At 59.5% G+C, this 20,029-nt stretch carries 23 protein-coding genes; 12 read left to right on the top strand and 11 right to left on the bottom strand.

What is annotated here, in order from left to right; all coding sequences use genetic code 11:
- Positions 1-76: 76 nt before the first annotated feature.
- Positions 77-550, top strand: a complete 474-nt coding sequence (greB, locus tag BLU75_RS13690) for a transcription elongation factor GreB (RefSeq protein WP_084378173.1) — start codon at positions 77-79, stop codon at positions 548-550.
- Between the two features lie 43 nt (positions 551-593).
- Here greB and BLU75_RS13685 read toward each other — a convergent pair whose 3' ends face one another.
- Together BLU75_RS13685 and BLU75_RS13680 are read right to left on the bottom strand one after the other, a co-directional pair.
- Positions 594-3,104 (bottom strand): ABC transporter permease, encoded by a 2,511-nt coding sequence (locus BLU75_RS13685; RefSeq protein WP_084378174.1) that lies wholly within the window; start codon positions 3,102-3,104, stop codon positions 594-596.
- Positions 3,104-3,787, bottom strand: coding sequence for an ABC transporter ATP-binding protein (locus tag BLU75_RS13680; RefSeq protein WP_084378175.1), 684 nt, complete (start codon positions 3,785-3,787; stop codon positions 3,104-3,106). The genes BLU75_RS13685 and BLU75_RS13680 overlap by 1 nt, the downstream gene beginning before the upstream one ends.
- Before the next feature lie 10 nt (positions 3,788-3,797).
- On the opposite strand from BLU75_RS13680, the gene BLU75_RS13675 reads away from it, so the two are divergent.
- The 3 genes from BLU75_RS13675 to BLU75_RS13665 all read left to right on the top strand — a co-directional run bounded on the left by BLU75_RS13675 (position 3,798) and on the right by BLU75_RS13665 (position 5,792).
- Complete coding sequence (locus tag BLU75_RS13675; RefSeq protein ID WP_084378176.1) at positions 3,798-4,403, top strand: arylesterase; 606 nt, start codon at positions 3,798-3,800, stop codon at positions 4,401-4,403.
- A gap of 56 nt (positions 4,404-4,459) precedes the next feature.
- Positions 4,460-4,756: a hypothetical protein gene (locus BLU75_RS13670; protein ID WP_084378177.1), complete on the top strand. Its 297-nt coding sequence runs from the start codon at positions 4,460-4,462 to the stop codon at positions 4,754-4,756.
- 70 nt (positions 4,757-4,826) lie between these two features.
- Positions 4,827-5,792: a L,D-transpeptidase family protein gene (locus BLU75_RS13665; RefSeq protein WP_084378178.1), complete on the top strand. Its 966-nt coding sequence runs from the start codon at positions 4,827-4,829 to the stop codon at positions 5,790-5,792.
- Between the two features lie 187 nt (positions 5,793-5,979).
- Here the strand turns inward: BLU75_RS13665 and oprI are convergent, their stop codons facing one another.
- Positions 5,980-6,231 carry an outer membrane lipoprotei OprI gene (gene oprI, locus BLU75_RS13660; RefSeq protein WP_003172710.1) on the bottom strand — a complete coding sequence of 84 codons (252 nt, stop codon included), beginning with the start codon at positions 6,229-6,231 and terminating at the stop codon, positions 5,980-5,982.
- A gap of 614 nt (positions 6,232-6,845) precedes the next feature.
- On the opposite strand from oprI, the gene BLU75_RS13655 reads away from it, so the two are divergent.
- Positions 6,846-7,127: a GNAT family N-acetyltransferase gene (locus BLU75_RS13655; RefSeq protein ID WP_084378179.1), complete on the top strand. Its 282-nt coding sequence runs from the start codon at positions 6,846-6,848 to the stop codon at positions 7,125-7,127.
- Positions 7,128-7,191: 64 nt separating this feature from the next.
- Here the strand turns inward: BLU75_RS13655 and BLU75_RS13650 are convergent, their stop codons facing one another.
- Positions 7,192-8,268, bottom strand: coding sequence for a 3-deoxy-7-phosphoheptulonate synthase (locus BLU75_RS13650; protein WP_084378180.1), 1,077 nt, complete (start codon positions 8,266-8,268; stop codon positions 7,192-7,194).
- Between the two features lie 193 nt (positions 8,269-8,461).
- Between BLU75_RS13650 and BLU75_RS13645 the strand changes: the two genes are divergently transcribed.
- The 4 genes from BLU75_RS13645 (at position 8,462) to cysB (ending at position 11,996) form a co-directional block, all read left to right on the top strand.
- The gene (locus BLU75_RS13645; RefSeq protein ID WP_084378181.1) at positions 8,462-9,424 is read left to right on the top strand and encodes a putative 2-dehydropantoate 2-reductase; all 963 of its coding nucleotides are present in this window, start codon (positions 8,462-8,464) and stop codon (positions 9,422-9,424) included.
- Between the two features lie 9 nt (positions 9,425-9,433).
- Positions 9,434-10,348: a 5'-nucleotidase gene (locus BLU75_RS13640; protein WP_084378182.1), complete on the top strand. Its 915-nt coding sequence runs from the start codon at positions 9,434-9,436 to the stop codon at positions 10,346-10,348.
- A gap of 70 nt (positions 10,349-10,418) precedes the next feature.
- Positions 10,419-10,919 carry a universal stress protein gene (locus BLU75_RS13635; protein WP_084378183.1) on the top strand — a complete coding sequence of 167 codons (501 nt, stop codon included), beginning with the start codon at positions 10,419-10,421 and terminating at the stop codon, positions 10,917-10,919.
- A gap of 102 nt (positions 10,920-11,021) precedes the next feature.
- Positions 11,022-11,996: an HTH-type transcriptional regulator CysB gene (gene cysB, locus BLU75_RS13630; protein WP_084378184.1), complete on the top strand. Its 975-nt coding sequence runs from the start codon at positions 11,022-11,024 to the stop codon at positions 11,994-11,996.
- A 5-nt stretch (positions 11,997-12,001) separates the two neighbouring features.
- On the opposite strand, the gene BLU75_RS13625 is transcribed toward cysB, so the two are convergent.
- Both BLU75_RS13625 and BLU75_RS13620 read right to left on the bottom strand, forming a co-directional pair.
- Entirely contained in the window at positions 12,002-12,484 is a 483-nt protein-coding gene (locus tag BLU75_RS13625) for a GreA/GreB family elongation factor (protein WP_084378185.1), read from the bottom strand.
- 14 nt (positions 12,485-12,498) lie between these two features.
- Positions 12,499-12,867, bottom strand: a complete 369-nt coding sequence (locus tag BLU75_RS13620; RefSeq protein WP_084378186.1) for a hypothetical protein — start codon at positions 12,865-12,867, stop codon at positions 12,499-12,501.
- Between the two features lie 132 nt (positions 12,868-12,999).
- On the opposite strand from BLU75_RS13620, the gene earP reads away from it, so the two are divergent.
- Both earP and BLU75_RS13610 read left to right on the top strand, forming a co-directional pair.
- Positions 13,000-14,133 carry an elongation factor P maturation arginine rhamnosyltransferase EarP gene (gene earP / locus BLU75_RS13615; protein ID WP_084378187.1) on the top strand — a complete coding sequence of 378 codons (1,134 nt, stop codon included), beginning with the start codon at positions 13,000-13,002 and terminating at the stop codon, positions 14,131-14,133.
- Between the two features lie 49 nt (positions 14,134-14,182).
- Positions 14,183-14,755, top strand: a complete 573-nt coding sequence (locus tag BLU75_RS13610; RefSeq protein ID WP_084378188.1) for an elongation factor P — start codon at positions 14,183-14,185, stop codon at positions 14,753-14,755.
- Between the two features lie 326 nt (positions 14,756-15,081).
- On the opposite strand, the gene BLU75_RS13605 is transcribed toward BLU75_RS13610, so the two are convergent.
- From BLU75_RS13605 to BLU75_RS13590, 4 genes are all read right to left on the bottom strand, one after another.
- Positions 15,082-16,098: an alpha/beta hydrolase gene (locus tag BLU75_RS13605; RefSeq protein WP_084378189.1), complete on the bottom strand. Its 1,017-nt coding sequence runs from the start codon at positions 16,096-16,098 to the stop codon at positions 15,082-15,084.
- A gap of 25 nt (positions 16,099-16,123) precedes the next feature.
- On the bottom strand, positions 16,124-16,543 hold the full coding sequence (locus BLU75_RS13600; RefSeq protein WP_084378190.1) for an organic hydroperoxide resistance protein: 420 nt from the start codon (positions 16,541-16,543) through the stop codon (positions 16,124-16,126).
- A gap of 251 nt (positions 16,544-16,794) precedes the next feature.
- On the bottom strand, positions 16,795-17,247 hold the full coding sequence (locus BLU75_RS13595) for a MarR family winged helix-turn-helix transcriptional regulator (protein ID WP_084378191.1): 453 nt from the start codon (positions 17,245-17,247) through the stop codon (positions 16,795-16,797).
- Between the two features lie 77 nt (positions 17,248-17,324).
- Complete coding sequence (locus tag BLU75_RS13590; RefSeq protein ID WP_084378192.1) at positions 17,325-18,275, bottom strand: LysR family transcriptional regulator; 951 nt, start codon at positions 18,273-18,275, stop codon at positions 17,325-17,327.
- Between the two features lie 109 nt (positions 18,276-18,384).
- Here BLU75_RS13590 and BLU75_RS13585 point away from each other — a divergent pair, with 109 nt between their 5' ends.
- Entirely contained in the window at positions 18,385-19,134 is a 750-nt protein-coding gene (locus tag BLU75_RS13585) for a sulfite exporter TauE/SafE family protein (RefSeq protein ID WP_084378193.1), read from the top strand.
- On the opposite strand, the gene BLU75_RS13580 is transcribed toward BLU75_RS13585, so the two are convergent.
- The gene (locus BLU75_RS13580; RefSeq protein ID WP_084378194.1) at positions 19,124-20,005 is read right to left on the bottom strand and encodes a LysR family transcriptional regulator; all 882 of its coding nucleotides are present in this window, start codon (positions 20,003-20,005) and stop codon (positions 19,124-19,126) included. The genes BLU75_RS13585 and BLU75_RS13580 overlap by 11 nt on opposite strands.
- Between the last annotated feature and the right edge of the window lie 24 nt (positions 20,006-20,029).

Below are 20,029 nucleotides of genomic sequence, written 5' to 3'. Positions count from 1 at the left end.
AGTCAGATGGTCAGTGTGCGCTTGCTTGAGGCCGCGATTGTTGAACACGTGAAAATTTCCCGGGGATGCGAAGCTTTTGAGTACCAAGCTGATAACCAAAGAAGGTCATGAGGCGCTGAAGAAAGAGCTTGATTATCTATGGCGAGAAAAGCGGCCTGACACCACTCGTAAAGTGACTTGGGCAGCGTCGCTGGGTGACCGCAGCGAAAACGCCGATTACCAGTACAACAAGAAGCTGCTGCGGGAGATCGATCGCCGGGTACGTTATCTGCGCAAGCGTCTTGAAGACATGCGCGTCGTTGAGTATCGGCCGGAGCAGGAAGGCAAAGTATTTTTTGGCGCCTGGGTGGATATCGAGAATGAACAAGGCGAGACCAAGCGCTTTCGTATTGTCGGTTATGACGAGATCTATGAGCGCATGGACTACATTTCCATCGACTCTCCCATGGCACGGGCGTTGTTGCGCAAGGAGGTGGACGATGAAGCGCTCGTCCAGACGCCCAATGGCGAAGTGTGTTGGTGGATTACTCGCATCGAGTACGAGAAGTAGCATTGATGGCCCGCGCTGCGTGAGGCAGGCGGGCCAATTTATTTCAACTGTCGCGCAACACGGTCAACGGACTGGCATTCAACGCGCGACGCGTACCGAATACCCCGGCGCCACCGATCAGTACCGCGCCGATGACAGGCAGTAACAGCAACCAGGGATGAGGGTGCCAGGCCAGGTCGAAGGCATAGCGGTAAAGCACTAGGGTCACCAGCTCGGTCCCCAGCGCCGCTAGCAGGCCGCTGACCGCGCCGAGCAATCCGAACTCAATCCGTCGTGCCTTGACCAGCAACCGGCGCTCCGCCCCAAGCGCACGCAGCAGCGCGCCTTGGCGGATGCGCTCGTCCAGCGTCGCCTGCAGCCCCGAGAACAACACCGCCATGCCCGCCGCCAGCACAAACAGCAACACGTATTCCACCGCCAGCGTCACCTGGGCAAGAATGCTGCGCAATTGGGCCAACAGCGCTTCCACCTGCAGGATGGTCACCGCTGGAAAGGCTCTGGACAGGTCGACGATCTGCTGGTCATGCCCGGCCGCCAGATAGAAGCTGGTCAGGTAGGTGGTCGGGAGGTTTTTCAAGGTGCCCGGTTGGAAGATCATGAAAAAGTTGGGTTGGAAGTTGTCCCAGTTGATCTCTCGCAGGCTGGTGACCCGCGCCTCGCGGGTTTCCCCGCCAACGGTGAACACCATGTGGTCATTGAGCTTGAGTTTCAGGCTGTCGGCGACCTTGGCTTCCACCGAGACACCGGGAATTCCATCGTTCGGTCGATCTGCCCACCAATTTCCCGATGTCAGGCGGTTGCCCGGCGGCAGGTCGGCGGCCCAGGTCAGGCTCAAGTCCCGTTGTGTCGCACGATCACCACTGGAATCCTTGCTGATGATTTCCTGGACCGGTTCGCCGTTGATACTGATCAGGCGTCCCGGCACCACCGGGTATAACGGCGCCGCCTGCGCCTGCAGCTCGAGCAGTCGGGCACCAAAGGCGTCCTTGTCCGCCGGCAGGATGTTCAGGGCGAAATAGTTGGGGGCGTCCTTGGGCAACTGATTTTGCCAGGTGTCCAGCAACTCCCCCCGCAACAAGGCAATCAAGCCCATGGACAGAAGAATCAGGCCGAACGCCAGCGCCTGGCCCGCTGCTGCCAGCGGATGGCGCAACAATTGGCCCAGCCCCAGGCGCCAGGGCAGGGAAGCCCGGGCGAGCAGGCGGCGCAGGCTCTGCAGTAGCAGAAGGAGCAGGCCGCCCAGTACCAGCGCGGCAATGACGCCACCTCCGAGCAGGGCGAAGGTCAGCACCAGGTCCAGGCTCAAGCGCCACATGATCAGCCCCAGGGCTAGCAGGGCCGCGCCGTAGACCGCCCACGTACTGGACGGGATCGGCAGCAAGTCGCGACGCAATACCCGCAGCGGTGGCACTCGACCCAACGCGGCCAGGGGCGGCAGGGCGAAACCGGCGAGCGCCACCAGCCCGGTGCCGATTCCGGCGACGGCGGGGAATAAGCCCCCCGGCGGGACATCTGCCGGTAACAGGTCGTGTAGCAGATAAAACAGTCCCAGTTGCGCCAGCCACCCCAGCGCAGCGCCGACAAGGCTGGCGAGCAAGCCCAGAACGCTCAGTTGCACGCTGAACAGCAGCATGGTTTCGCGCCGCGACAACCCGAGGCAGCGCAACAGGGCGCTGGCATCGAAACGCCGGCTGGCAAAACGATTAGCCGAGAGGGCCACAGCCACGCCGGACAGCAACACCGCCACCAGGCTGGCCATATTCAGGTAGCGCTCGGCCTTGCCCAGGGCGCCGCCGATTTGCTGGTTGCCGTCTCGCGCGTCTTGCAGGCGCTGGTTGGCGGCGATGCCCGGCTCGATCAGGTCGCGATAGGTTTGCAGGGCGGTGCTGGCTGGCGGGCCGCGCCACAGCTCGCGGTAACTGACTCGGCTGCCGGGTTGAACCACGCCGGTGGCCTCAAGGTCGGCCAGATTGATCATTACCCGTGGCGTCAAACTGTAGAGGTTGCCGGCACGATCCGGTTCGTACGTGAGTACGCGAGTCATGCGCAGGGGTTTCATGCCGACGTCGATGCTGTCGCCGATTTTCAGATCCAGCGCCGTCAACAGTCGAGCCTCGACCCAGGCTTCTCCTGGTTTCGGGCCGCCTCCCGACGTTTCCTCGGCAAAGGGTTCGGCGGCGCTTTTCAGCTCGCCGCGCAACGGATACTGCTCGTTGACCGCCTTGATGCTCGACAGCTGGATACCGTTGTCGGTGGCGATGACGCTGGAGAACTCCACCACGCGGGCATGCTCCAGCTCCAGTTCGATGCCGCTTCTTATCTGTTCGGCGCGGGCTGGGGAGCTGCCTTCCAGTACCAGGTCGGCACCGAGGAATTCGGTGGCGCGCAGCGCCATTGCGCCATTGAGGCGAGCCCCGAAATAACCGATGGCGGTGCTGGCCGCCACGGCCACCAACAAAGCAAAGAACAACACACGCAATTCACCGGCGCGGGCATCGCGCAGCAATTGACGTAGTGCAAGGCTGAACAGGCGCAACAGCGGCAAACGTGCCATCAAGGCTCCAGGGGCGCGACCATCAGGCCGGCTTCAAGACGGATCAGGCGGCGGCAACGATGGGCCAGGCGCTCGTCGTGAGTCACCAGCACCAGGGTCGTGCCGTTTTCTTTGTTGAGTTCGAAGAGCAGATCGCTGATGCGTTCGCCGGTATGGCTGTCGAGATTCCCGGTGGGCTCATCGGCGAAGAGCACGTCGGGCTCCGCGGCGAACGCCCGGGCAATCGCCACCCGTTGCTGCTCGCCGCCGGAGAGCTGGCGCGGCGAGTGGCTCAGACGCTGGCCCAGGCCGACGCGCTCCAGCAGGTGCCTGGCTCGTTCACGGGCGTCCTTGCGGCCGTCCAGTTCCAGCGGCAGCATGACGTTTTCCAGCGCGTTGAGGCTGTCCAGCAACTGGAACGACTGGAACACAAAGCCCACGTGTTCGGCTCTGATTCGCGCGCGCTGGTCTTCGTCAAGGGTGCTCAGGGCTTGACCGGCGAGGGTCACTTCTCCGCTGCTGGGCAGGTCAAGGCCGGCCAACAGGCCGAGGAGGGTGGATTTGCCGGAGCCGGAGGCGCCGACGATAGCCAGGCTATCGCCCTTGTTCAGTTCCAGGCTCAGTTGGTGCAGGATAGTCAGTTCACCTTCCGCGCTGGGAACCACTTTGCTGAGGTCCCGCGCGGTGAGAATGCTTGCGCCCATGGAGAATCCGATGCGAATGTGGTTTTTGAGTGCTGGCCTGGCCTTGATGTGCGTGGCCCAGGGCGCAGCGGCGGGTACAGTCCTGATCGTTGGCGATAGTATCAGTGCCGGTTTCGGCCTGGATACCCGCAAAGGGTGGGTAGCGCTGTTGGAGCAACGGCTCAAGCACGAGGGATTTGACGATAAAGTGGTCAATGCCTCCATCAGTGGCGACACCAGTGCTGGAGGCCTGGCCCGGCTGCCTGCGGCACTTGCAGAGCACAAGCCCGAACTGGTGATCATCGAATTGGGTGGCAATGACGGCCTTCGCGGCCAGCCTCCCGGGCAATTGCAACAAAATCTTGCGTCGATGATCGACCGCTCCAAGGCCATTGGCGCCAAAGTGCTGTTGTTGGGCATGCAGTTGCCGCCCAATTACGGCCCGCGCTACACCAAGGCCTTCGCCGAGGTCTATGCCACCTTGGCCAAGGAAAAGAACGTCCCGCTGGTGCCGTTTTTCCTTGAAGGGGTAGGGGGCAATTCGCAGCTGATGCAGGCCGATGGCATCCACCCGGCAGTCGGTGCGCAGAGCAAGTTGCTGGAAAATGTCTGGCCGACGCTAAAACCGCTGCTATGACGCTTTTCTAGCCGCGGTCTTTCGGCTAAGGTGGCGCCCCCGATTTGGAGCCCCCGATGTCGTCGCGTCCTGCCTGGTCCCTGTTTGCCTACCAACTGATCGAGCCTGACGAGCAGCTGGATCTGTTCGCCTGCCAGGAAGTACGGGTGCACCTGGTGACACGTCAACTGGAGCTGGGCGGTTCTATTGATCGTACGCTCTGTGGCACGTTGCTGCCGGCTCAACCGCGTTGGTCATCGGTAGATCGCTCGATCTTCCAGGATCAGCGCCTGTGCCCCCTGTGCCGGGCGATTCTCGAGTCGCAAAAGCGCGGTACACCGCCTATCTGGCCCGAGTTGCGCTTCGAGCTTTGAGTGTGGTGCCCGGCGGGCTCCCGTGTACAATCCAGTTTTACTACCCGTCGATCTGCGAAGGATTTTCCGGATGTTGTCGCGCCTCCCTGCCGTCACCCGCTGCCTGTCTCTCGCTGCACTGTGTGCAGCCGGTCCCGCCATGGCCTTGCAGTTGCCCTTGCCACCACCGGGTGAAGACATTGTCGGCCAGGTCCAGATGATCAAGGCCAAGTACGAAGATACTTTTGCCGATCTGGGGGTGACCTACGATCTTGGCTATGCGGAGATGGTCGCGGCCAACCCGGGCGTCGATGCGTGGTTGCCAGGAACGGGGGCGGACATTGTGCTGCCGACCCGTTTCATCCTGCCGCCGGGGCCGCGGGAGGGCATCGTGATCAACCTGGCGGAGTACCGCTTGTATTACTACCCCAAGGGCCAGGATGTGGTTTATACGTTCCCCCTTGGGATCGGTCGTGAAGGCTGGGGTTCGCCGATTGCCCATACCAGCATCATCGCCAAGACGCCGAACCCGACCTGGACACCGCCCGCTTCAATCAAGGCCGAGCACGCCGCCGAAGGTGATCCGCTGCCCAATGTGGTGCCCGCTGGCCCCGACAATCCGCTGGGGCCGTTCAAGTTCACCCTGGGCACACCGGGTTACCTGATCCACGGTTCCAACAAGAAGTTCGGGATTGGCACGCGTACCAGTCATGGTTGCTTCCGCATGTTTAACGAAAATGTGCTTGAGTTGGCGGATATGGTGCCGGTGGGCACGCCGGTGCGGATTATCAGTGAGGCCTACAAATTCGGCATGAGCGGTGGCAAGGTCTACCTGGAAGCGCACACACCCTTGAACGACGATGGCACGCCGTCGGTGGTGGACAAGCACACAGCGGTGATCAACGCCTTGCTGAAACGTGAAGACCTGTCGAACAACCTGCGCGTCAACTGGGATGAAGTGCGCAATGTGGTCGCGGCCGAAGATGGCTTGCCGACGGAGATCGGAGTCCCAGGCGAGGCGACGATGGTGACCAGCGCGCCGGTGGATCTGCAGTAGTAAAGGGATAGCCACTGCGCAATGTCTGCGTTCGGCCGGCGGGGTTTGGCGGGGGGCAGATTTCCCGCGTCATGGTTACGACCTTCGCGAGCGACCTCGCTCCTACAGACGTCCTGCCGGCCCGAATTGCGGGCAATAAAAAGCCGATCCAAAAATGGATCGGCTTGATAACAACCCCGAGGGATTATTATTTGCGGCTTGCTTTTTCAAGCATGCGCAGAGCGCGCTCGTTAGCTTCGTCAGCAGTCTGTTGTGCTTTTTGAGCAGCAGCCAGAGCTTCATCAGCTTTACGGTAGGCTTCGTCTGCACGGGCCTGGGAGCGAGCTGCTGCGTCTTCAGTTGCAGTCAAACGAGCTTCGGTTTCTTTGGATACGCTGCTGCAACCGGTAGCCAGAACTGCGGCCAGAGCCAGAGCAGAGAATTTCAGAACGTTGTTCATCGTGTTCCCCTTCAAGGACTTTCTATTTAATGGCTACTGTCTCAGAGTGAGCTAATAGCCGGCGTACATACTACCCATTACTTGTAGTAAGTAAACTGACGTAACGCAAGAAGCAAAAAAATCTTTCGGCGAGTCTATTTTGCTCAACCTTTAGCGGTTTTGTATAAAAAATATCCAGCGCATGAGCTATTCCAGAAGACTCGATCCAGCGCTGAAAGCGCCTCCTGGCAAGTGTTCGAGGTTGTAAGGTGCTGTCCATTTATATATCGGTCCGACTACTAGTGTTCAGGTTGTCTCTTCGCCTGCCGGTATCTTTTATGCATGTTGCGGTGACTTTAAGAGCGTCTGTTCGTCTCAAGGTTCAACTGCCGGCAATGTTCAGGCCATCGATTTTCAGGATGCTCGATTGGCCCTTTCTATGTCAGCCAGTCATGAGGGATGGTGAGTGCGTCTTGAGCCTTGGCGGGTTTGGCGTTTACTATTCCGACAGGCTGGTTGTGAGCGCTATAAGGCTTTCTCGTTGTCGAAACCCGGCACGGGTGGCATAGATGTTCCTTCGCCGGGAAAACATCGGTAAGGTAGGGGTCAGAAACCAAGACCCGCGAGGAGTAGTGATGAGCGAGGCGTTGTCCATCCACCATGACCAGACTGGTCATCAGTTCGAGACCACTGTGGACGGTCATCGTGCTTATCTGACCTATATGGACTTGGGCAAACAGACCCTGGATATTTATCGCACATTTGTGCCCAATGCCCTGCGTGGGCGCGGCATTGCCGCTGCGCTGACCGAACAGGCGCTGCAATACGCCGAGGGAATGGGTTACACGGTGATCCCATCGTGTTCCTACGTCGAACGTTACATGGAGCGCCATCAGCGCCACGCGGCGAAGTTGTGACCTGACTCTGCGACCATGAAAAACGCCGGGCTAAGCCCGGCGTTTTTGTGTGCGCAGTCTGCAATCAGCTGCGTTTGCGCTTGGGCAGTACGTCCTTGAGCTTGGCGTGCATGCTGCGCAGAGTGGTCTCGGTAGCGGACCAGTCGATGCATGCATCGGTGATCGACACGCCGTATTGCAGGTCGGCCAGATCTTTTGGAATCGCCTGGCAACCCCAGTTCAGATGGCTTTCGACCATCAGCCCGATGATCGACTGGTTGCCTTCCAGGATCTGGTTGGCGACGTTCTCCATCACCAGTGGCTGCAACGCCGGATCCTTGTTGGAGTTGGCGTGGCTGCAATCGACCATGATGTTCGGCTTGATCTTCGCCTTGGCCAGCGCTTGCTCGCAGAGGGCCACGCTGACCGAATCATAGTTGGGCTTGCCGTTGCCGCCGCGCAGTACAACGTGCCCGTAGGCGTTGCCTTTGGTGGTGACGATGGAAACCCCACCTTCCTGGTTGATCCCCAGGAAACGATGTGGACTGGAGACCGACTGCAGGGCATTGATGGCCACGGTCAGGCCGCCATCGGTACCGTTCTTGAAGCCGACCGCCGAGGACAGGCCCGAGGCCATTTCCCGGTGGGTTTGCGATTCGGTGGTACGTGCGCCGATGGCCGACCAACTGATCAAATCCTGCAGGTACTGCGGGGAAATCGGATCGAGGGCCTCGGTTGCCGTCGGCAGGCCCATTTCAGCCAGGTCCAGCAGCAACTGGCGGCCGATGTGCAAGCCGTCCTGAATCTTGAACGAGTCGTCCAGGTACGGGTCGTTGATCAAGCCTTTCCAGCCGACGGTGGTTCGTGGTTTCTCAAAGTAGACACGCATCACCAGGTACAAGGTGTCGGACACTTCCGCCGCCAACACTTTGAGGCGCTCGGCATACTCGTGGGCAGCCTTGAGGTCGTGGATCGAGCAAGGTCCGATCACCACGAACAGGCGATGGTCAGTGCCGTCGAGGATCTCACGAATGACTTCGCGGCCCTTGGTGACAGTCTGCAGGGCAACGTCGCTCAAAGGGATTTCGCGCTTGAGCTGATCGGGCGTGATCAGTGTCTCATTGGATTCGACGTTCAGGTCGTTGATTGGTAAATCAGCCATCGTGTTACTCGTCAGGGTCACGGGTGCCGGCCGCCAGCGATCCCCGTGCGGCGGAGCACAGCATGATTTAAATGCAGCGGGGGTGCCGAACCTTAGCGCGTAACACGCCTGCGCGACAATGGGCAATTGCGCGCGTTGTCGCTCGGCCTGATAGTGTGCGGGCGGCGCTTGAACGAGAACCAGAGGAGAGGCGATGACGGATACAGCACATCACACGCCCCGGATCGGCATTATCGGCACCGGTGCCATCGGTGGATTTTATGGCTTGATGCTGGCGCGGGCCGGGTTCGACGTGCATTTTTTATTGCGCAGCGAATACCCGGCGGTCAGTCAGCGCGGCTTGCAGCTCAATAGCGCGGTGCATGGCGCAATCAGCCTGAATCCGGTCCAGGCTTATGCCTGCGCGGCGGACATGCCGCCTTGCGACTGGTTACTGGTGGGGACTAAAACCACCGATAACGTCGAACTCGCGCCGACCATTGCGCAAGTGGCGGCGCCGGATACCAAAGTGGTGTTGCTGCAAAACGGGCTGGATGTCGAAGACCGTTTACGGGAGCACCTGCCCGAGTCAGTGCATTTGCTCGGCGGGCTGTGTTACATCTGCGTGCACCGCTCCGGTCCCGGTATTGTCGAACATCAGGCATTGGGTCGGGTCAATCTTGGCTATCACAGTGGCAGTGCCGCCAACGACGAGGTGCGCCGCCAGGCCATTGTCGAGGCGGGCGCCGGGCTTTTCCAGCAGGCCGGGATTGATTCCCAGGTCATGCCCAACCTGCATCAGGCCCGCTGGCACAAATTGGTCTGGAATGTGCCGTACAACGGGCTTTCAGTATTGCTGGGGGCGAGCACCACGGCGTTGATGGCTGATGAGTCGAGTCGTGAAATGATTCAGGCGTTGATGGCTGAAGTCGTGCTGGGTGCCAAGGCATGCGGGCATGAAATTGCCGCCAGCTATGCCGAGCAGATGTTCAGCATGACCGAACAATTGACCGATTACTGGCCAAGCATGTATCACGATCACGTGCACAAGCGCCCATTGGAGTTGGCAGCGATCTATGCCCGCCCGTTGGCTGCCGTCAGGGCGGCCGGGTGCGAGCTACCCCGCATGCAGGCGTTGTATCAGGCGTTGAGCTTTATCGATCGACGCAACCGCTGAGGAGCGAGCATGGCGAAAGGAATGAGCGACAAACTGGTGCTGGCGATTTCCTCGCGGGCGCTGTTCGACCTGAGCGAGAGCCATAAGGTCTACCTGGCCGAAGGTGTCGAGACGTATCGCAAGTATCAGATTGATCATGAGGAGGAAATCCTCGAGCCGGGCGACGCCTTCCCCTTGGTCAAGAAACTCCTGAGTCTCAACGCCAGCCTGGGACGCGCACGGGTCGAAGTGGTGCTGGTGTCGCGTAACAGCGCGGACACCGGCTTGCGTGTGTTCAACTCGATTCAGCATTACGACCTGGATATCTCCCGCGCCGCGTTTGTCGGTGGACGCAGTCCTTATCCGTATTTGTCGGCATTTGGCTGTCACCTGTTTCTTTCCACCCACGCAGAAGATGTACGCAGTGCTCTGGATGCCGGGTTCGCTGCGGCGACTATCTTGTCCGGCGGCGCCCGTCGGGCTTCGAGTGCCGAGTTGCGGATTGCTTTCGATGGCGACGCGGTGCTCTTTTCCGACGAGTCGGAGCGTATTTATCAGTCCGGCGGTCTGGAAGCGTTTCAGGCCAGCGAGCGGCAGTCCGCCCGCGAGCCCTTGCGCGGCGGGCCGTTCAAAGGCTTCCTGGCCGCTCTCAATCTGTTGCAGCGAGAGTTTCCCGACGAGTCATGCCCGATCCGCACGGCGCTGGTAACGGCGCGTTCGGCGCCGTCCCATGAGCGCGTGATTCGCACCTTGCGTGAGTGGGATATTCGGCTGGACGAGTCACTGTTCCTGGGTGGGCTGGATAAATCGGCGTTTCTCGAGGCATTCGCCGCTGATGTGTTTTTTGACGACCAGGCCGGTCATTGCGAGAGAGCCAGAGAGGTAGTGGCTACTGGGCACGTTCCTCACGGCATCAGCAACGAACTGAAAGTCCAAGCCCCTTGAGTCCATCGAAATCTCAAAGGCGCTGCTAAGCTGAAGCAATCCCCGCCATCCTGGCACACCAGGAGGTTCTATGATTCGTTCGATGTTGTACGCCACTGACCTCGGTCTGTATGCGCCTTATGTGATGCAGCACGCACTGGCGATGGCGCGAACGTTCAAGGCTGACCTGTATGTGGTTCATGTGGTCGAGCCCATCGGCTTGTTCGCCGAATCCGTACTGCAAAGCTATCTTGATGACGAGGCTCTCAATGATTGGCAGGCCCAGGGGTTGAAGAGGGTGATGGCGAGTATTGAGCAGCGCGTACTGGACAGCTTTCGTGAGGAACTGGCGGATGGGGAGCAGGACTTGTTGTTGATTCGGTCGGTACGGGTGATCCAGGGCGATCCTGCCCAAGCGATTCTCGTCCAGGCAGAGAAACTCTCTGTGGATTTATTGATCGTAGGTAGTCACAGTCAGGGGCCGGGTGTCGCCACCCCCTTGGGGCGCACCGCTGCCCGGGTGTTGCAGTTGTCCGAGGTGCCAGTGTATCTGGTGCCGTTGTTGCAGTGTCGGCGCAGTGATGATGTGTGAGGGAAAAAACGATAAAAAAGTTCTAGATTTGTCTTCGTTACCTTTAATATAGTTATATATCGTCGCTGATACTCATGGCGTCTATCTGCTTGAGGGACACATATGAAGCTTCAACAATTGCGCTACATCTGGGAAGTGGCGCACCACGACCTCAACGTCTCCGCCACGGCGCAAAGCCTTTACACCTCGCAACCGGGTATCAGCAAGCAGATCCGCTTGCTCGAAGACGAGCTGGGCGTCGAAGTGTTCGCTCGCAGTGGCAAGCACCTGACCCGCGTCACGCCCGCCGGTGAGCGCATCATCACCACGGCCGGGGAGATTTTGCGCAAGGTCGAAAGCATCAAGCAGATAGCCCAGGAATTCTCCAACGAGAAAAAGGGCACTTTGTCGATTGCCACCACGCATACCCAGGCCCGTTATGCGCTGCCGCCGATCATCAGTGCGTTTATCAAGCAGTATCCGGACGTGGCCCTGCACATGCACCAGGGCTCGCCGATGCAGATCGCCGAGATGGCCGCTGACGGTACTGTCGACTTCGCCATCGCCACCGAAGCCCTGGAGCTGTTCGGTGATCTGGTGATGATGCCGTGCTACCGCTGGAACCGCTGTATGGTGGTTCCCCAAGGCCATCCGCTGGCCAAGTTGCCGAAGCTGACCCTCGAAGCCCTGGCGGAATACCCGATTGTGACCTACGTGTTCGGCTTCACCGGCCGCTCCAAGCTGGACGAAGCGTTCAGTCATCGGGGGCTGACGCCGAAAGTGGTGTTCACCGCGGCGGACGCCGACGTGATCAAAACCTATGTGCGCCTGGGCTTGGGCGTCGGTATCGTGGCCAAGATGGCGGTCGACAGCAAAATCGACAGCGATCTGGTGGTGTTGGATGCCAGCGAGCTGTTTGAGTCCAGCGTGACCAAGATCGGTTTCCGTCGTGGCACCTTCCTGCGTGGCTTCATGTGCGACTTTATCGAGAAATTTGCGCCGCACCTGACCCGCGAAGTCATGGCCAAAGCCATCCAGTGTCACAACAAGCAGGAACTGGAAGAGCTGTTCGACGGCGTCGAGCTACCGGTTCACTGATTGGCTCACTTGACCTCGGTAACAGCGAACTGTTGCCGAGCGCCTGCCACCACAATCTCCACCTCATCCTCTTCGAACTTGCCCAGCAGGCTGTTGCCCAGCGGTGAGCGTGGGGTGATGACGGTCACCGGTTGCCCGACCACGTCCACTTTCAAGCCTGCTGCATCCGGCGCCAGGAACAGCCACTGCTGGCGACCCTGCTCATCCTCGAGCCCCAACAGCGAACCCATTTCAATTCCGCGCTGCTCATCGTAGGCGCGCAGGCTCAGGTTCTGGCAAAGCGTCAGCGCTTGCTTGATTTCTTCGACTCGCTTGGCTTGCCCGGCGGCGAGATAAGAGGCCTCCAGGCCTAAGGTGTCGTACTTGTTTTCGGCGATATTTTCTTCATGGGTCGCGGTTTCATAGGCGGTTTGCGCGGCGCGCTGGGCGACATCGAGATCGGCGACGAGTTTTTTCAGGATCAGTTGGTGCACGGCGTGTTTATTCATGGAAAGCTTTCTGATCAATCACAAAATTGCAGGACATTGGCCCGGGTTTTTTCGCTGGGGGCGTTCTGGTCCTGCTGGAGCCAGAACTGGCATTTGGGGTTGGACAGGTTGCGCGAATTATTGCGGGCCTGGTCCAGTGTCTGTTGTTGTTCCTGTTTGCGCAGGTTTTCCTGGTATTGCTCAAACATTCGATCTGGCGGTTCGGCAACCGCGGGCGGCGTCTTGCCTGGCTGTTGAATGACCTCGGCAAGTGGCGCCAGGGGAAGCCCGGGAAAATAGCGAGTAGCCAGCCAGCCGGTCAGCGCGATGGCGATAAAACCCAGCCACAGGCCCAGGGCAATGCCGATACTGAGCTTGAGCATCGATAACGGGCGTTCAGACATGATGGCCTCCAGGCGGGCATCTTCGGCACGTTGCGGATTGTCGCACAGCCTCTTTGCAGAATAATCCCTATCAACCCTTCTGCATTGCCACATTTATGCGGACAATCGAGCCTTTGAGTGGTGGAGCCCGGAATGAAAGCCCGCTGGGATATTTTTTGCAGCGTCGTGGATAACTTTGGCGACATCGGCGTGACCTGGCGCCTTGCCCGGCAGTTGGCGGCGGAACACGCCTGCGCGGTGCGGTTGTGGGTCGATGACTTGCGCGCCTTCGAGCGCATGTGTCCCGAGGTGGATGTGCAGTTGACACAGCAATGGCAGGAGGGCGTGGACGTGCGTCACTGGCCGCGGAACTGGACGACCACCGAGCCTGCGGATGTGGTGATTGCTGCATTTGCCTGTCAGTTGCCCCATGACTATATGGAAGGCATGGCGCAGCGTGAACGCGTGCCGTTGTGGATGAACCTGGATTATTTGAGCGCCGAGGAGTGGGTGGTGGGCTGTCACGGCCTGCCGTCGGTGAAATTCAAGGGTGTGCAAAAGTACTTCTTCTTTCCGGGATTTGGTCCAGGCACGGGGGGCTTGTTACGCGAGACTGGGTTGGTCGATCGACGTCAGGCGTTTCAGCGTGACCCTCAGGCGCAGCAACAATTCCTGCAATCGCTGGGTGTGTTTCCTATGGCAGGCACGCGCTTAATCTCGCTGTTCGCCTACGAAAATACCGGGCTGGCCAGTTGGCTGGAAGTGCTGGCGGCGCAACTGCAAGCCACGCATCTGTTAGTGCCGGAAGGACGCATCCTCGGTGACCTGCAGGCTTGGCTGGAAGTCGAGGCGCTGGCGGTGGGTGACGTGCACCGACGAGGCGCCTTGACCGTGCAGGTGCTGCCCTTCATGCGCCAGGAGCAATACGACCGCCTGTTATGGTGCTGTGATTTCAACGCGGTACGCGGCGAAGACTCTTTCGTGCGTGCGCAATGGGCCGGGCGCCCGCTGTTATGGCACATCTACCGTCAGGACGAAGACATTCACCTGGACAAGCTCGATGCCTTTCTTGCCCTCTACACCGAAGGCTTGTCCCCGGCCGCGAAAGCCGCGTTGATTGCCCTTTGGCAAGCCTGGAATGCCGATGGCGACATGGCGGAAAGCTGGACTAGGCTGCTTGAACACTGGCCGCAAGTGACACAACACGCCGAAAAATGGTGTCTGGAACGAGGCTTGCAGGCCGATCTTGCGACGGCGCTGGTACAGTTTTATGAAAGTTGGATATGATACGCGACCTTGATTTTTGTAAATCCCATCCAAATTTCGGATATACGCAATGAAAACTGGTAAAGAACTGAAACCCGGTACAGTGATCCGTCTCGAAAACGACCCTTGGCTGGTTCAGAAAGCTGAGTTCACCAAGTCTGGTCGTAACAGCGCAATCATGAAGACCAAGCTGAAGAACCTGCTGACCGGTTACAAGACCGAAATCGTCTACAGCGCCGATGACAAACTGGACGACGTGATCCTCGACCGCAAAGAAGCGACCCTGTCCTTCATCAGCGGCGACACCTACACGTTCATGGACACCACCGACTACACCATGTACGAGCTGAACGCCGAAGACCTCGAGGCCGTTCTGCCATTCATCGAAGAAGGCATGACCGACGTCTGCGAAGCTGTTTTCTTCGAAGAGCGCCTGGTTTCCGTAGAGCTGCCGACCACTATCGTGCGTAAGGTTGCCTACACCGAAGGTTCCGCTCGCGGCGATACGTCGGGCAAAGTGATGAAGGCTGCCAAGCTGGCTAACGGTACCGAACTGCAAGTGGCCGATTTCGTCGAAATCGACGACATGATCGAGATCGACACCCGTGAAGGTGGTTCGTACAAAGGTCGCGCCAAGAAGTAATTCCGGCGTCACCGCTACGAAAGAAAGCCCGACCAGTGTGTCGTAATGCTGTTCAGTTAAGAAAGTCGCGTGCCGAACACCCTTCTGTGGCGAGGGGGCTTGTCCCCCGTTGGGCTGCGCAGCAGCCCCTAAAAGGCCTCCCCGGTCGTCTAGTCAAACCGGGGTGGCAGGTTTGAGGGCTGCTGCGCAGCCCAACGGGGGCGATACGGCGTTCCGGCAAGCCCCCTCGCCACAAGAGCGGTAACAGGCGCTTCACTTGCTTAACTGAACAACATTGCGACCAGTGTGTCGGGCTTTTTCTTGTGCGCGGTTTTTGCGGCATGTGGCTATTTCAGGTGTCGCTTGAGTTCTTCCGACGCTTGCGACAGGGCGGAGCGCACCGCAGGAACCTGGCTGACCACGTTGAGCAAGCCGTAGTCGTGGATCATGCCGTTGTAGCGCACCGACGTGACAGCTACGCCAGCCTCATCCAGTTTGCGGGCATAGGCTTCACCTTCATCGCGCAATACGTCGGCGCCAGCGGTTTGCACCAGGGCGGGCGGCAGGCCTTTGAGTTGTGCGGGCGTCGCACGCAGCGGCGAGGCATAAATCTCGGCGCGCTGCTTGGCGTCGGTGGTGTAGTTGTCCCAGAACCATTTCATCATGTTTTTGCTCAGGAAATGGCCTTCGGCATATTGGTTGTAGGACGCCGTTTCAAAGTTGGCGTCGGTCACAGGCCATAGCAACAGTTGAAACTTCAGCGCCGGGGTGCCCTTGTCCTTGGCCATCAGGCTGACCACCGCCGCCATATTACCGCCAACGCTGTTACCGGCGACCGCCAGGCGCTTACCGTCGACGTTAATCTCTTTGCCATGCTCGGCCACCCACCGGGTGGCGCCGTACGCCTGGTTGATGGCAACGGGATAACGCGCTTCCGGGGACGGCGTGTAGTTGACGAATACCGCCGCGGCCCCCGAACCCACGACCAGATCGCGTACCAGCCGTTCGTGCGTCGGGAAATCGCCCAGCACCCAACCGCCACCGTGGAAGAACATGAACACGGGCAATGCCCCTTTGACGCCTGCCGGACGCACGATCGTCAGGTCCAGGGGCTGGCCATCGACTTGGATGGTTTTCTGGCTGATGTCAGCTTTGGGCAGAGTCAGCTTCACCCCGGCCTGGGCGCCGCTGAGCACGGCGCGGGCTTGCTCGGGCGCCAGCTGTTCAATCGGCTTGCCGGTACCGCTGTTCAATGCATCGAGAAACGCCTGGGTGTTGTGCTCGACATCCGTGCCTGCTGCAAAGGCGCTGGAAATGGACAGGGTGAGCACAGTGCCAGTCAGGGTTTTGCCAAATGTGTTCATGATCTTTTCCGGTGTGGGATTGGGATTAGACGGTTACGTGCAGGCGCACATCGACGTTGCCACGTGTGGCGTTGGAGTAAGGGCAAACCTGGTGGGCCGCCTCGACCAGACTCTGCGCGTCGGTCTGAGTCAAGCCGGGCAGGTTGACGTGCAAGTCGATATCCAGGCCGAAACCACCGGGAATCTGGCCGATGCCGACATGTGCGGTGATTGATGCGTCGTCAGGGATCTTGCGTTTGCTCTGGCTGGCGACGAATTTCAGGGCACCGATAAAGCAAGCGGAATAACCGGCGGCAAACAGTTGTTCAGGGTTGGTGGCCTGACCACCGGCACCGCCCAGTTCTTTGGGAGTAGCAAGTTTGACGTCGAGGACGTTGTCGCTGGAAACGGCGCGACCATCACGGCCGCCGGTGGCGGTGGCTACTGCGGTATAGAGCGTTTGCATGGGTAATTCCTCCCTGTTTTTGCGCTAAAATTTAGCGCGCTAAGTAAGTGGCGAGGTAAATGTATCGCGCTAATGTTTAGTGCGCAAGATAAATTTTAAAAAAATTCCCTCATCAAAGCGTGGTTGGCCTGTTGTAGGAGCGTGCTTGCTCGCGAAGAATTCAAAGGCGCCGCGTTTAGCCAGGATGCACGCGTTTTCGTTGATGTTTCTGGCGAGCAAGCACGCGCTCGTTTAACTGATCAGCAGCAGGGCTAGAGGCTGCCTTGCAGGTTGCCGCGCAACGCCAGCAAGTCGGTTTGCAGTTTGCGCAACTGCTCCATGTTCAACCCACTCGCGCCGAGGATGCATTGAGGAATATCCATGGCTTTGTCTCGCAAGGATCGGCCGGTTTCGGTCAGTTGCACCACTACCACCCGTTCATCTTCCCGGCTGCGCGTGCGGCTCAGCAGGCCTTCCGCTTCCAGGCGCTTGAGCAAAGGGGTGAGGGAACCTGGATCGGTCAGCAGGCGGTTGCTGATCTCGCCCACGGTCAGGCCGTCCTCTTCCCACAGCACCATCATGGCCAGGTATTGCGGGTAGGTCAGGCCCAAGGCTTGGAGCAGGGGTTTGTAGACCTTGGTCATCAGCAAGGACGTGGAGTGCAGGGCAAAACACAGTTGGTTTCCCAGCAACAGAGATTCGCATGGGTCAGAGGTCTTGGTCATGGCGGTGCCTTAAAACGCAGTTGATTTGGAATCTAGCGGGCAAATCTTTAACGCGCCAGATAATTCTGTCCGGACGATCAGCCCAAGCCGCTTTGCAACGCCAGATCCCAGGGCGGAACCGGGCTGAAACGGGCCTTGAGGTATTCCAACAACAAGCGACTGCGCGCATTGGCCTGTTGTTCCAGGCGCAGCGCATAAATGCCGGCAGTTTCGGGATTAGGCAGGCCATTTTCGCAAAACAACGGCACCAATTCGCCGCGTACCAGGTACTCACTCGCCAGCCATGTCGGCAGATGTGCGATGCCCAGCCCCGCCAGGGCGCCAGACAACAATGCCTCGGCATTATTGGCGCTCATGCGTATGCGTTGCGGACGAAAAGTGTTCTTGCGCCCATCCAGCTCGAAACGCCAGGCAAATAGCGGGGCCAAGCCCTCCCAATCGAGGCCGTCATGCTCATTCAACTGCCTCGGATGAGTCGGCGTGCCACGATTTTTCAGGTACGCCGGGCTGGCACAGGCGATCCGCACGATGCTGGCCAAGGGCGTAGCGATCAGCCGGCTATCGACGATATGGCCCGCGCGTAGCACCAGATCGACCTTTCCCAGGTGCTCGCCCTGCATGTCGACGAAGCTATCGATCAGGTGCAAATGTACGTCCAATCCCGGGTACACCGTGAGAAAGTCCGCGATGGCTGGCGCCAGATGCCGTCGGCCGAAGGCGGCGGGGGCGTCCACGCGTATAAGGCCTTCAGGCGCATGACTCAAGGACACGGCTTCGGCCCGGGCCAGTTGCAGTTCGCGAACGATCCGCCGCGCCCGTTCGGCAAACGCCAGGCCGGCAGGCGTGGGGACTACCGCGTGGGTGTTGCGCAGAAACAATCGGCTGCCTACGGAGTTTTCCAGGTTATCAATGCGCCGGGCTACAGCCGAAGGGGTCAATGGATGGCGGCGGGCCGCGGCGGAAAAGCTCCCAGCCTCCAGGACATCAAGAAACAGGCCCAATTGATCGGTCAAGGTATTAGGGTTCATTACAGTACTGCTTGTGCGAAATCGGCACAGCCATTGTGCGCTGCTGTGCGTTTCCCTGCCAGACCTGACGGCGTAGCATGCAGCGATTGTGTCGGTGGAGTAAGACGTTGTGGTTGATGTGGCGATGTATGTAGTGCTGGGCCTGGCATTGGGCACGGTTGGCGGCTTGTTTGGCATTGGCGGCGGCTTGATTGCGATCCCGGTCCTGGGGGTGGTGTTTGGTTTGGACCAACAAATCGCCCAGGGCACGGCGCTGGTAATGGTCGTGCCGAATGTGATGCTTGCGCTGTGGCGCTATCACCAGCGCAATCGCATTGAGCTGCGCCACGCATTACCGCTGGGGGTGATGGGCTTTTGCTTCGCCTGGCTGGGATCAATCTGGGCGGTGGGCATTGATGCCGGGGTCATGCGTATCGGCTTCATTGCATTTTTGCTGGTGTTGTCGATCTATAACCTGGTGCGCATGTTCACCCAGAATGCGCCGCGGTCGACGCAGATGCGTTATTCCTGGCCCTGGCTTGGCGTGCTGGGCGCGGTATCGGGATCGATGGGCGGTTTGTTCGGGGTGGGTGGCGCGGTGGTCGCGACGCCGGTCCTGACCAGTATTTTCGGCACCAGCCAAGTGGTGGCCCAAGGCTTGTCCCTGGCCTTGGCGTTGCCCAGCACCGGTGTCACGCTGGTGACTTATGCCTGGCACCATGAAGTGGACTGGCTGATCGGCGTGCCCCTCGCCATTGGCGGCCTGCTGAGCATCAGTTGGGGAGTGAAGGTGGCCCATGCCTTGCCCGAACGGCGGTTACGCGGTCTGTTCTGCGGCTTCCTGGTGGTGTGCGCGGTGATGCTGATGTTTAAAGTTTGAAGCCTTCGATGATGTAGTCCGCCAGGCACTCGGTGATCGGCGAAGTGGTGCGCGGGTTGCGCAGCAGGCGCAGGTTGGCCGAAGGCAAGGGCGGGAACCCTTCGGCTGGCCCCAAGACCCGCAGTTCATCGCTTATCAGGCTTTCCATGCTGACTGTCACCGCCAGGCCGGCGCCGACCACCGCCTGGATCGCGGCTCCGTTTGAGCTGTGATAGGCCAGGCGATATTCACGGCCCTGTGCGTCCAGCGCCGCGCAGGCCCACTGGGTGCCAAAACAGTCCCTGCCTGACACCGCCAGGGGCAGGGTGGCGTGCTCTTCCACGCAGAAGCATGCCGATGCGGCCCAGGCCAACCGTTCAATCCGCAGCAACTCGCCGATGTCATCGCCTTGTACGCGGCTGATCACGGTCAGGTCCAGGTCCTGGCGCTGCATCAGAATGGTTGACGCCTCGCAGTGCATTTCAATCTGGATCAGGGGATAGGCTTTGGAAAAACGCTTGAGGATGCCCGGCAAAAAGCGCATCACGTAATCATCCGGTGTCCCGATACGTACCAGCCCGACCATGTGCGGCTCGCGTAACGTATTGAACACCTCGCTGTGCAACTTCAGGATGCGCCGCGCATACCCCAGCAATACCTGGCCCTCGGGCGTGAGCTTGACCTGGCGGCCATCGCGGGCGAAGAGCTTGCGTTGCAAGATGTCTTCTTCCAGGCGCTTCATTTGCATGCTCACCGCCGACTGTGTGCGATTGACCTGCTCGCCGGCGCGGGTAAAACCGCCTTGATCGGCGATGGCGACGAAGGTGCGCAGCACTTCAGTGTCGATACTCGGGTAGCTGGGCAAATGATCAATCTCCGAGATGTATTGCATAAGAAACATTCGTTGGATTGATCA

It is taken from the genome of Pseudomonas mucidolens (genome assembly GCF_900106045.1).
GTDB classification, from domain to species: domain Bacteria; phylum Pseudomonadota; class Gammaproteobacteria; order Pseudomonadales; family Pseudomonadaceae; genus Aquipseudomonas; species Aquipseudomonas mucidolens.
The sequence above is the reverse complement of the archived record's forward strand: the minus strand, read 5'-3'. Positions and strand labels throughout refer to the sequence as shown.